The organism is Micromonospora sp. NPDC000663, assembly GCF_042898105.1.
GTDB lineage: Bacteria > Actinomycetota > Actinomycetes > Mycobacteriales > Micromonosporaceae > Micromonospora.
The window spans coordinates 202,182-214,227 of the sequence record NZ_JBIAYR010000006.1; the positions used below are offsets into that span (position 1 = coordinate 202,182).

Annotated in this window: 7 protein-coding genes; 2 read left to right on the plus strand and 5 right to left on the minus strand. The window is 69.6% G+C overall.

Features of this window, described 5'->3' with window-relative positions; genetic code table 11:
• Positions 1-102 precede the first annotated feature (102 nt).
• Positions 103-5,184, plus strand: a complete 5,082-nt coding sequence (locus ACFY1S_RS21490) for an NAD-glutamate dehydrogenase (RefSeq protein ID WP_387120748.1) — start codon at positions 103-105, stop codon at positions 5,182-5,184.
• A 70-nt stretch (positions 5,185-5,254) separates the two neighbouring features.
• Here ACFY1S_RS21490 and ACFY1S_RS21495 read toward each other — a convergent pair whose 3' ends face one another.
• Both ACFY1S_RS21495 and ACFY1S_RS21500 read right to left on the minus strand, forming a co-directional pair.
• Positions 5,255-5,959, minus strand: a complete 705-nt coding sequence (locus tag ACFY1S_RS21495; protein ID WP_387120751.1) for a class F sortase — start codon at positions 5,957-5,959, stop codon at positions 5,255-5,257.
• A gap of 1 nt (position 5,960) precedes the next feature.
• On the minus strand, positions 5,961-7,055 hold the full coding sequence (locus ACFY1S_RS21500; RefSeq protein WP_387120753.1) for a hypothetical protein: 1,095 nt from the start codon (positions 7,053-7,055) through the stop codon (positions 5,961-5,963).
• 531 nt (positions 7,056-7,586) lie between these two features.
• On the opposite strand from ACFY1S_RS21500, the gene ACFY1S_RS21505 reads away from it, so the two are divergent.
• Positions 7,587-9,368 (plus strand): glycoside hydrolase family 6 protein, encoded by a 1,782-nt coding sequence (locus ACFY1S_RS21505; protein ID WP_387120756.1) that lies wholly within the window; start codon positions 7,587-7,589, stop codon positions 9,366-9,368.
• 123 nt (positions 9,369-9,491) lie between these two features.
• Here ACFY1S_RS21505 and ACFY1S_RS21510 read toward each other — a convergent pair whose 3' ends face one another.
• From ACFY1S_RS21510 to ACFY1S_RS21520, 3 genes are all read right to left on the minus strand, one after another.
• On the minus strand, positions 9,492-9,878 hold the full coding sequence (locus ACFY1S_RS21510) for a hypothetical protein (protein ID WP_387120759.1): 387 nt from the start codon (positions 9,876-9,878) through the stop codon (positions 9,492-9,494).
• Positions 9,879-9,957: 79 nt separating this feature from the next.
• Positions 9,958-10,266: a hypothetical protein gene (locus ACFY1S_RS21515; protein ID WP_354822689.1), complete on the minus strand. Its 309-nt coding sequence runs from the start codon at positions 10,264-10,266 to the stop codon at positions 9,958-9,960.
• Positions 10,267-10,281: 15 nt separating this feature from the next.
• Positions 10,282-11,940, minus strand: coding sequence for a sodium:solute symporter family protein (locus tag ACFY1S_RS21520; RefSeq protein ID WP_387120762.1), 1,659 nt, complete (start codon positions 11,938-11,940; stop codon positions 10,282-10,284).
• Positions 11,941-12,046: the final 106 nt, after the last annotated feature.

Genomic DNA, 12,046 nt, shown 5'->3' on the forward strand with positions numbered 1-12,046 from the left:
CGGACGTCCGGCCAGTGGTCCGCCGACGAACGCGCAATCCGGCAGGCCTAGGCTGGGCGGCAGAGTGACCCACAACGCGGTGGGTCGAGGGGAGTGGCACCGATGGACCGGCGTCCGGCGATCAAACCGGAACCCGACCTCCGGCAGGATGACTCCGGCCGGGACGACGACAGCTTCGATTCCGCGACCGACGGGGACGGCTACGGCCGACTCGACACAGGCGTCACAGGCCTCACCGGATCGAGCATCGACACCATCTACGATCTGGGCCTGCCGACCGAGGCGTTGGCCGACGACGTGGAGGACGCCGAGCTCGACGAGCCGGTACCGAACGCGGAGCGCCTGGTGGCCCAGGCTGTCGCGCTCGCCGGGGACGACCACGACGCGGCGACCCTGGTGGGTCGTTTCTGGCGGTTCGCCCCGGACGAGGAGCTGGTCGGCTTCACGGCGGAGGAGATGCTCGACGCGGCCCGGGCGCACCGGGACCTCGCCCAGCAGCGGGTGCCCGGCGAGCTGAAGCTGCGGATCCACGAGCCGCACGCGGACCAGCACCACACGGTCGTCGAGATCGTCACTGATGACATGCCGTTCCTGGTCGACTCCGTGACCGCGCTGCTCAACTCGTACCACCTGGACGTGCACCTGCTGGTGCACCCGCTGGTGGTGGTCCGCCGCGAGCCGCTGGGCCGGCTCACCGAGGTCTCCGCCGACGTGGAGCCGGACGACGCGATCGCCGGCGACATCATCGAGAGCTGGATGCGGATCGAGATCGACCCGGTCCGCGACGCGGCCGAGCGGGACCGGCTGCGCCGTGAGCTGCAACGGGTGCTCACCGACGTGCGCGAGGCGGTGGAGGACTGGCCGAAGATGCGCCAGCGCGCCCTCGCCCTCGCCGACGAGCTGGCCTCGGCCCGCACCTCGGAGAATCGCCCACCGGTGCCGGAGAAGGACATCACGGACTCGGTGGAGCTGCTGCGGTGGCTCGCCCACGACCACTTCACCTTCCTCGGCTACCGCGAGTACCGGCTGGTGGACGCTCCGGGCGGGAACGCCGCGGACCCGGTCGACGGCAAGGCGCTGGAGGCGGTGCTCGGCACCGGCCTGGGCGTCCTGCGCTCCGACTCGCCGGAGGCCCGGTCGCTGTCCTCGATGACTCCCGAGGCGCACGAGAAGGTGCTGGAGAAGCGCCTGCTCATCATCACCAAGGCCAACTCGCGGGCCACCGTGCACCGCTCCGCGTACCTGGACTACATTGGCTTCAAGATCTTCAACGAGGTCGGCGAGGTGATCGGCGAACGGCGCTTCCTGGGCCTGTTCTCCACCGCCGCGTACCGCACCAGCGTCCGCGAGCTTCCGGTGGTGCGCCGCAAGGTGGCCGAGGTGCTGGACCGCTCCGGCCTCAGCCAGCGCAGCCACTCCGGCAAGGACCTGATCCAGATCCTGGAGACGTACCCGCGCGACGAGCTGTTCCAGATCAAGACCGACGACCTGTACCACGCGGTGATCGGCGTGCTGCGCATGGCGGGCCGCCGGCAGCTGCGGGTGTTCCTGCGCCGCGACGCGTACGGGCGGTTCATCTCCTGTCTCATCTACCTGCCCCGGGACCGGTTCACCACGCAGAACCGGCTGCGCATGCAGGACATCCTGCTGCGCGAGCTGAACGGCGTCGGGGTGGACTACACGACCCGGGTCACCGAGTCGATGCTCGCCCGGATCCACTTCATCGTCCGTACCGACCCCACCCGGCCGCCCGGCGACATCGACGCCGACCTGCTGGCCGAGGAGTTGGCCGACGCCACCCGGCTCTGGGACGACGACTACCGGCTGGTGTTGGAGCGCAAGCTCGGCGACGAGCAGGCAAAGCACCTGTTCGCCAGGTACGCCGACGCGTTCCCGGAGGGCTACAAGGACGGGCACACGCCGTACGAGGCGATGAAGGACCTGGCGAAGCTGGAGCTGCTGGAGGAGCCCGGCCAGCTGGAGATGCACCTGTTCCGCAAGCAGCTCGCGCCCCGGCCGGGCACGCGGACGCCCGGCACCGACCTGGCCGAGACGATGAACGTCCGGTTCAAGGTCTACCGGTACGGCGAGCCGATGATGCTGTCCGCCGTGCTGCCGGTGCTGCACTCGCTCGGTGTCCGGGTGGTCGACGAGCACCCGTACGAGGTCGACCGCATCGACGGCCGGGTCTACCTGTACGACTTCGGCCTGATGCTGCCCGAGGGTCACCAGGAGCTGTCCGAGGTGCGCCCGCACGTGGAGAACGCGTTCGCGGCGGCGTGGCGTGGCGAGGCCGAGGTGGACCGGTTCAACGAGCTGGTGCTGCGCGGCGGCCTGACCTGGCGGCAGGTGGTGGTGCTGCGGGCGTACGCGAAGTACCTGCGGCAGGCCGGCACCGTCTTCTCGCAGGACTACATGGAGCAGACCTTCATCGCGTACCCGAAGGTCGCCGGTCTGCTGGTGGAGCTGTTCGAGACCCGGTTCGCGCCGGGCGAGATGAGCGCCGAGCAGCGTCAGCAGCGCAGCGGCGAGCTGGTGGAGACGATCCGGGAGGCGCTGGACGACGTGGCCAGCCTCGACCAGGACCGGATCCTGCGCTCGTACCTGACGTTGATCGAGGCGACCCTGCGGACCAGCTTCTACCAGAAGCGCGCCGACGGGCGGCCGAAGGCGTACGTGGCGTTCAAGCTCGACCCGCAGGCCATTCCGGACCTGCCGGCGCCCCGGCCGAAGTTCGAGATCTTCGTGTACTCGCCCCGGTTCGAGGGTGTGCACCTGCGGTTCGGGCCGGTGGCCCGGGGCGGGTTGCGCTGGTCCGACCGCCGGGAGGACTTCCGTACCGAGGTGCTGGGCCTGGTCAAGGCGCAGATGGTCAAGAACACGGTGATCGTGCCGGTCGGCGCCAAGGGCGGCTTCGTGTTGAAGCAGAAGCCGGGCGACCGGGACGAGGCGGTCGCCTGCTACCAGGAGTTCGTCGGCGCGATGCTGGACGTTACCGACAACATCGTCAGCGGGCAGATCGTGCCGCCCGAGGACGTGGTGCGGCACGACGGCGACGACCCGTACCTGGTGGTGGCGGCGGACAAGGGCACGGCGACGTTCTCCGACATCGCCAACGAGATCTCCAAGAACCACCACTTCTGGATGGGCGACGCGTTCGCCTCCGGTGGTTCGGCCGGGTACGACCACAAGAAGATGGGCATCACCGCCCGGGGCGCCTGGGAGTCGGTGAAGCGGCACTTCCGGGAGCTGGGCGTGGACACCCAGACCGAGGACTTCACAGTGGTCGGCGTCGGTGACATGTCGGGTGACGTGTTCGGTAACGGGATGCTGCTGTCCGAGCACATCCGCCTGGTGGCCGCGTTCGACCACCGGCACATCTTCCTCGACCCGGAACCGGACGCGGCCACCTCGTACGCGGAGCGGCGGCGGCTGTTCGACATGCCCCGTTCCTCCTGGGAGGACTACAACCCTGAGCTGATCTCGGCCGGGGGTGGCATCTTCCCGCGTACCGCCAAGTCCATCCCGATCACGCCGCAGGTCCGGGCGGCGATCGGCCTGGACGACGACGTCACGCAGCTCTCGCCGCAGGAGCTGATGAAGGCGATCGTCACCGCTCCTGTCGACCTGTTCTGGAACGGCGGCATCGGCACCTACGTCAAGGCGTCCAGCCAGACCAACGCCGAGGTGGGCGACAAGTCCAACGACGCGATCCGGGTGGACGGGCGCAGCCTGCGCTGCCGGGTGGCGGGCGAGGGCGGCAACCTGGGCTGGACCCAGCTCGGCCGGATCGAGTACGCGTTGACCGGTGGCCGGATCTACACCGACTTCATCGACAACGCGGCAGGTGTGGACACCTCCGACCACGAGGTCAACATCAAGATCCTGCTGAACACCGCGGTGGCCGACGGTGAGCTGACCACTGCCGAGCGGGACGAGCTGCTCGCGCAGATGACCGACGAGGTCGCCGAGCTGGTGCTGAGGGACAACTACGACCAGGCGCGGGCGATCAACAACGCTCAGGCCCAGGCCGCCTCGCTGCTGCCGGTGCACCGCCGCATGATCAACGAGCTGGAACGTTCCGGCGCGTTGGACCGCTCGCTGGAGGCGCTGCCGCCGGACGAGGAACTGGCGGTCCGTAGTGAGTCCGGCCTGACCGCGCCGGAGTTCGCGGTGCTGCTCGCGTACGTGAAGATCGTCCTGGAACGGGAGATCCTCACCGACGGGTTGGCCGACGAGGAGTGGACGACCGAGGTGCTGGTCAACTACTTCCCGACGCCGATGCGCGAACGGTTCGCCGACCGGATGGGCCGGCACCGGCTGCGCCGGGACATCGTCACCACGGTGCTGGTCAACGAGGCGATCAACAGGGGCGGCATCTCGTTCGTGTTCCGGGTCGTCGAGGAGACCGCGGCCAGCGCGGCAGACGTGATCCGGGCGTACGTGGTGGTCCGCGAGGTGTTCGGGCTGCGGGACGTCTGGGACGCCGTCGAAGCCCTGGACAACAAGGTCTCGCCGGAGCTGCAGACAAGCGTCTACCTGGACACCCGTCGACTGCTGGACCGCGCGGTGCGCTGGCTGGTCACCAACAGGCGTTCGCCCATCGACGTGCCGGCGGAGATCGCCCGCCTGCGGGACGGCGTGGCCCGGCTGCTGCCGGGGCTGGAGGAACTGTTCTACGGCAGCGAACGGCAGGGCATCGCGGCGCACATCGACTCGATGACCGAACGTGGGCTGCCCCGCGAGCTGGCGGAGCGGGCGACGCGGCTGATGTACAGCTTCGGCCTGCTCGACGTGGTGGAGACCGCGACCCGCAGCGGCCGGGACGTCGGCGAGGTGGCCCCGGTCTACTTCGTGCTGTCCGACCTGTTCCGGGTGGACTCGCTGCTGTCCAAGATCTCCCTGCTGCCGAGGGAGGACCGCTGGCAGACCCTGGCCCGGATGGCGCTGCGCTACGACCTGTACGCCGCGCTTGCCGCGCTCACCGCCGAGGTGCTCGACTCCACGCCGGAGAACCTGCCACCGCACGAACGGGTGCAGCAGTGGGAGCAGTCGAACGCCACGTCGATCCACCGCGCCCAACGGGCGATGGGGGAGTTCGACGAGTCGCGGGCCGACCTCGCCGCACTGTCCGTGCTGCTGCGCCAGATCCGCACCCTGGTGCGGACCTCCGCCGCGGCCTGATCCGGTACGCCGCACACGGTCCGGCCGGTCGGGTCACCCCGACCGGCCGGACCGCGTTCGTGTCGGCGGCTCACGCCACCAGGGTGGCGAAGACGACCACGTTGTCCGGGTAGCTCCGGACGGCCTCGTCGAACTGGCCGCCGCAGGTGACGACCCGCAGGCCGGGCCTGTCGTTCGGCCCGTACACCAGCTCGGTGGGGAAGGCCGTCTTCGGGTACGACTTCACCGAGTCGACCTGGAAGGTGGCCGGCTGGCCGTCGGCCCGCCGTACGGTGATCGTGTCGCTGGGGGTGAGGGCGCCCAGGTCGAAGAAGACGGCCGGGCCGAGCTTCGCCGAGTCCACGTGCCCGACGATCACCGCGTTGCCTGTCTCGCCGGGGCTCGCCCCCGGCTCGTACCAGCCGGCCTGGTCGGCCTGCTCCAACGGGGGGACCTGGACGGTGCCGTCCGGGTTGGTGCCCAGCGACATGATCGTCGCGTTGACGCCGATCCGGGGGATCTCGATGCTCGTCGGGGCGGAACGCGCCAGTGCGGGGATGGCGTCCCCCTGGCCGGCGGGCGCATCGTCGAGCGGCGGTACGTCGGTGTCGGTGGCCGTCGGTCCGGTGACCTCGGGGCCGACCTGGGACTGCGGCTGTGGTGGGCGGGGAGCGGGAGTGGTCTTCAGGGCCGCGCCGATCATGCCGGCCCCGATCATGGCGGCGGTGACGACGACGGCCGCGCCGGCGGCACGCCACGGTCTCCCGTGACGGCCGCCGGCCCGTGTCGTCGTCACGTCAGACGAGCGAACCATCGGTCCGCCGACGACGCATCAGCACGATCCCGCCCAGCGCGGCAGCGCCGAGCAGGCTCGCCCCACCGGTGGCCAGGCCACGGTCGGTGCCGGTGCTGACGCCGCCGTCACCGCCGTCGACGCCACCGTGCGGCAGCACGACCAGCTCGCCCTCGCCGCACGAGCCCTTGAGCTCGTAGCGACCCGGCTTCGCGTCACGGTCGACCTTGGCCTCGCCGTAGTAGACGAACTCCCGCTCGCGCTCCCAGCCCTTGTCGGAGTCGCGCTCGTCCGAGCCGTACTCGTCGTGGCCCTTGTTCTCCCAGCCCTTGTCGGAGCCGTACTCGTCGGAGCCGCGCTCGTCCGAGCCGTACTCGTCGTGGCCCTTGTTCTCCCAGCCCTTGTCCGAGCCGTACTCGTCGGAGCCGCGCTCGTCCGAGCCGTACTTGTCGGAGCCCTTCGAGTCCCAGTCCTTCTTGTCCTCGTGGCCCTTGTCGCCGCGGCTGTCCTCGGCGTCCTGGCCGTGCTCCTCGCCCTTCCAGTCCTTGCTGTCCTCGTCGCCGTAGGCGTCGGCGGCAGCGCCGCCGCCCTGACCACCGGGCTGGGCGCCGTCGGCGGGCGGCTGCGGCTTGTCCTCGCCGTTCTCGCCCTTGCCGTTCTCGTCCTTGCCCTTGTCGTCCTTGCCCTCGTGGTCCTTGCCCTTGTCGTCCTTGCCGTGCTCGTCCTTGCCCTTGTCGTCCTTGCCGTGCTCGTCCTTGCCGTGTTCGTCCTTGCCCTTGTCGTCGTGGCCCGAGGAGTTCTCCTCCTCGCGCCACTCGCCGCGGTCCTCACCCCGGTCGTCGCGTGCCGGCTTGAGCTTGACCTTGCCGGTGACCTTGGACCAGACGTACGCGTGCTCCTGCCGATCCGGGCAGATCTCGAGGAGCTTGACCTCTTCGCCAGCCTTGACGACGTGCGGCTTGGCGTAGACCTTGCCGTCACGGTCCTTGCCGCCGTCGTGGTGCCCGTCCGCGAACGCCATTCCCGGCGTGAACACCAGGAGCGAGGCGCCGCCGAGCGCGGCGCCCGCAACGACCTTCCCGAGCATCTTCTTAGCCATGACCTGCGTCACTCCATCCCTGTTGTCCTGAGCCCGGCGACAACCGAGCTAAGACCGACGTTAGACCGTTTCATGACCTATGAAGGGAAAGATTCGCGTTTTGACCTTTACTGGTGGTAAGAGGTGAAGGGGTGATACGCGGCTTTCACGGCTCGCCGTACCGCTGCGGCCCGGTAGCGCCGGCCCGGCCTGCTCGTGCCACACGGGGCCGCTCGGAGGTATCGTCCAGTTCCTCCGCCTCCACGCATCGAGCCATTGCCATGGAAGCGCTCCCATGCAAGAATCGGCGCACGCGGTTCGGGGAGCCACACCGCACAGGCAGTCACCGTCGAGGGCATCCGGTCCGCCGGACGACGCTCTGCCGCCGACCGTCCGGCCGCGTGCCGTTCGATCACCCACCACCAAACGCCCGTCCGGGTCGGGCACCCCCCAAAAATCCCGTTGGCGTCGGCGGCCGTCCGTGCAGGACGCCCACCGTGCCGTCCCGCCGGGCCGTACGCGGGCCCGGTCTCGCCCAAGGAGATCAGTGGCATGAATGTGTGGAGAAGGCTGTCCGGCCCACGCCGGGCCCTCGCGCTCGCCGGCGCGGGTGCCCTGGTCGCCGGCGGGCTGGTGACGATTCCCGTCACGGCGGCGCAGGCCGCCACGCAGTGCGACATCGCCTACACCTCGAACGACTGGCAAGGCGGCTTCACCGCGAACATCACCATCAAGAACATCGGCGACCCGCTCAACGGCTGGACGCTCGGCTGGACGTTCCCCAACTCCAGCCAGCGGGTGCAGCAGGGCTGGTCGGCCGAGTTCACCCAGTCCGGCAGCCAGGTCACCGCGCGAAGCCTGTCCTACAACGGCAGCCTCGCCACCGGCGCGTCGACGAGCATCGGCTTCAACGGCGCGTGGAGCGGCAGCAACCCCAAGCCGACCTCGTTCACTCTGAACGGCGTGGCCTGCAACGGTGGCACCACGCCGACGACGCCGCCACCGACCACGACGCCGCCACCGACCACGACGCCGCCGCCCACCACGCCCCCGCCGACCACCACCCCGCCCCCGGGGACGAAGGTGGACAACCCGTACGCCGGAGTGCCCGGCTACGTGAACCCGGAGTGGAAGGCCAAGGCGGACGCCGAGCCGGGCGGAAGCCGCGTCTCCAACAACCCCACAGCCGTCTGGCTGGACCGGATCGCCGCCATCAACGGCACCCCGAACAGCAGCTCCAACGGCGCCTTCGGCGTGCGGGACCACCTGGACGAGGCGCTGCGCCAGGGTGCCGGGTACATCCAGTTCGTGATCTACAACCTGCCCGGCCGGGACTGCTCGGCGCTCGCCTCCAACGGTGAGCTGGGCCCGGACGAGCTGCCCCGCTACAAGGCCGAGTACATCGACCCGATCGCCGCGATCCAGAGCGACTCGAAGTACCGGAACATCCGGATCATCAACGTCATCGAGATCGACTCGCTGCCGAACCTGGTGACCAACACCTCCGGTCAGGCCGGCGGCACGGTCATGTGCGACACGGTCAAGGCCAACGGCGCGTACGTCAACGGTGTCGGTTACGCCCTGGCGAAGCTCGGAGCGATCGGCAACGTCTACAACTACATCGACGCCGGGCACCACGGCTGGCTGGGTTGGGACAGCAACTTCGGCCCGACCGCCGACATCCTGAAGACCGCCGCGGTCGCCTCCGGCAGCACTGTCAACAACGTGCACGGCTTCATCACCAACACCGCCAACTACTCGGCGCTCACGGAGCCGTACTTCAAGGTCACCGACACCGTGAACGGCCAGACGGTGCGGCAGTCCAAGTGGATCGACTGGAACTACTACGTCGACGAGCTGTCCTTCGCCCAGGCGTTCCGCGACAAGCTGGTCTCGGTCGGCTTCAACTCCAACATCGGCATGCTGATCGACACGTCCCGCAACGGCTGGGGCGGCTCCGCCCGGCCCACCGGCCCGGGTGCGACGACGAGCGTGGACACCTACGTCAACGGTGGCCGGATCGACCGCCGGGCCCACGCCGGCAACTGGTGCAACCAGGCTGGTGCCGGTCTCGGTGAGCGGCCCCGGGCCAACCCGGCGACGGGTATCGACGCCTACGTCTGGGTGAAGCCCCCGGGTGAGTCGGACGGCTCCAGCTCGGAGATCCCGAACAACGAGGGCAAGGGCTTCGACCGGATGTGCGACCCGACGTACGGCGGCAACGCCCGCAACGGCAACAACCCGACCGGTGCGCTGCCGAACGCGCCGATCTCCGGTGCGTGGTTCTCAGCCCAGTTCCAGGAGCTCATGCGCAACGCGTACCCGGCCCTCTGACCGGATCGCCTTCACACCAACCCGCCGCCGGCAGTAGGTGAGGCACTGCCGGCGGCAGGTTCCCCGGGGTCCCCGGTCCGACCGTCACAGGTCGGGTCGGGGACCCCCCTTGTCACGTCCCGGTCAGGGCACCGTGCGTTCGATCGCGGCCCGGCCCTGCTCGGCCAGGTCGCGGCGGGCCCTGTCCAGGTTCTCCGGGGTGAGGTCCTGCCCGCGGGCCATCACCAGGTCCTCCGGCTCCCACTGCTGCTCGGCGCCGGTACGGATGTTGTCGCCACCGGCCCCGGTGCCCGTCCCGGTCGCACCGGTCCCGGCGGCGTACGGGTCGCCGATCAGGTCGTCGGTGTCCGGTGCGAGGTCCTCGGGCCGGTTGCGGGGCTCGGCGAAGGACGGGGTGTCCCGGTCCGGCCCGCCGCCACCGCTCAACTGCGGGACGGTGCTGTCGTCGTCCACCGCCGCGGCCATCTCCGGGCTCTCCTCCAGCGGCCGTCGGCCGTCGCGATCGGTCATGGTGTCGCCTCCTGTGTCCGGCGCGGTGCGTTATCCCCCTCGGCTACCCGGTGCGGCCACGGCCATGCGCGCGAGACGGTCAGCTGCCCGGTTCCCGCTCGTTGGGGGCCGGCGGCTCCGCCGGGCGCAGCCACTGCCAGAGCAGCATGAGCAGCCCGAAGGCGAGCATCGTCAACCCCGCCCACAGGTTGATCCGTACCCCCTGGGCCTTGTCGATCTCGGCCCGGCTGTCGAAGACGCCGATCAACGTCACGATGACCCCGTACGCCACGAAGAGCCCACCGATCACCCGGCGGATGTCGAACAGTCGGGCGGCGGCGGAGCGGCGCTGCTCCGCCTGCGTCTCGTCGATAAGCGGGTCCTGCGCCGGCTGGCCGTCGTTGCTCATCTGCCGACTCCTTTCCTAGAAGACCGGGATGTAGAAGAGGGCGGCCAGCGCGACAGCGACCAGGCCGAGCAGAACGGGGGAGCGGTACCAGGCGGCGTCCCCGGCGAGCACGTCGCCCTTCAGGTCGATGCCGCCCATGCCGTACACCAGCCCGCGCAGCTCCTCGTCGCGCTTGGGCGCGGTGAGCGGGGTGATGATCGCGGCGACCACCACCGCCGTGACGAACGCGAGACCGGCGCCCCAGAAGCTCTCCTCCAGGTCGGAGTTGAAGTCGACGACGCCGCCCTTGTAGAGCAGGTAGAGGCTCAGCGACACGAGGGTGCCCAGCAGCAACGACCAGAAGCCGGCCAGGGCGGTCATCCGCTTCCAGAACATGCCGATGATGAACGTGGCGAACAGCGGCGCGTTGAAGACGGAGAAGAGCGCCTGGATGTAGTTCATGATGTTGCTGAATCCGGCCGCGATGAACGCGGTGCCGATGCCGATCACCACGGCCGCGACCGTCGCCCACCGGCCGATCCGCAGGTAGTACTCGTCCGACCGGTCACGACGGATGTACGCCTGCCAGATGTCGTAGGTGAAGACCGTGTTGAAGCCGCTCACGTTGGCGGCCATGCCGGCCATGAACGAGGCGAGCAGACCGGTGACCGCCACCCCGAGCACACCGTTGGGGAGCAGGTCGCGCATCAGCAGCGGGATCGCGTTGTTGTACTGCAGGTCGCCGCTCTCCGCGCCCAGACCCTTGACCGTCGCCAGGGCCACCAGGCCGGGGATCACCGTGACCAGCGGGATGAACAGCTTCGGGTACGCGGCGATGATCGGCGTACGCCGGGCGGCGCTCATGTTCTTCGCCGACAGCGCCCGCTGCACCTCGGCGAAGTTCGTCGTCCAGTAGCCGAACGACAGCACGAAGCCGAGGCCGAAGACGATGCCGATCCACTGCGCGCCAAGCGGGTTGGCGGTGCTGCCGGTGTCCTGCCAGGCGTGCAGGCCCGCCTCGCCGAGCTTGGAGTCGCGTACGGCGTCCATGAGCCCGCTCACCCCGCCGACCTTGACCAGGCCGATCACGGTGACCGGGATGAGACCGGCCAGGATGACGAAGAACTGGAGAACCTCGTTGTAGATCGCCCCCGACAGACCACCGATGGTGATGTACGCCAGCACGATCGCCGCGCCGACCACGATCGCCGTCCAGAGCGGCCAGCCGAGCAGCGCCTGCATCACCAGCGCCAGCGCGTACAGGTTCACGCCGGCGATCAGCACCTGGGCGACGGCGAAGCTGAGCGCGTTGAGCAGGTGCGTGGGGCGGTTGAACCGCAGCCGCAGGTACTCCGGGACGCTGCGGACCTTGGAGCCGTAGTAGAAGGGCATCATCACGATGCCCAGGAACACCATGGCCGGCACCGCGCCGATCCAGTAGTAGTGGACGGTCATCACGCCGTACTGGGCGCCGTTCGCGGCCATGCCGATGATCTCCAGCGCGCCCAGGTTCGCCGAGACGAAGGCGAGACCTGTCACCCAGGCCGGCAGGGACCGGCCGGAGAGGAAGAAGTCGACGCTCGTCCGGATCGCCCGGCGCGCCGCGAAGCCCACTCCGAGGACGGTGACGAAGTACAGCGCCAGGATCAGGTAGTCCAACCCGTTCATGTTGAGCCGAAGACCGCCGCCGTCCATCCCGTCACCCCTCGTCCCGACGATGTCACCGGTTTAGCGCGCGCGCCCTATTACCCCGTTCGCGCCGTCTCACGCCTGCACGCCCTCTCTGGTGTGTTCCGGTCGG

Bases quoted from the DNA above. Each gene is read 5' to 3' on its own strand.
- ACFY1S_RS21490 (WP_387120748.1), top strand. From the start codon at position 103: ATGGACCGGCGTCCGGCGATCAAACCGGAACCCGACCTCCGGCAGGAT.
- ACFY1S_RS21500 (WP_387120753.1), bottom strand. From the start codon at position 7,055: ATGGCTAAGAAGATGCTCGGGAAGGTCGTTGCGGGCGCCGCGCTCGGC.
- ACFY1S_RS21505 (WP_387120756.1), top strand. From the start codon at position 7,587: ATGAATGTGTGGAGAAGGCTGTCCGGCCCACGCCGGGCCCTCGCGCTC.
- ACFY1S_RS21510 (WP_387120759.1), bottom strand. From the start codon at position 9,878: ATGACCGATCGCGACGGCCGACGGCCGCTGGAGGAGAGCCCGGAGATG.
- ACFY1S_RS21515 (WP_354822689.1), bottom strand. From the start codon at position 10,266: ATGAGCAACGACGGCCAGCCGGCGCAGGACCCGCTTATCGACGAGACG.
- ACFY1S_RS21520 (WP_387120762.1), bottom strand. From the start codon at position 11,940: ATGGACGGCGGCGGTCTTCGGCTCAACATGAACGGGTTGGACTACCTG.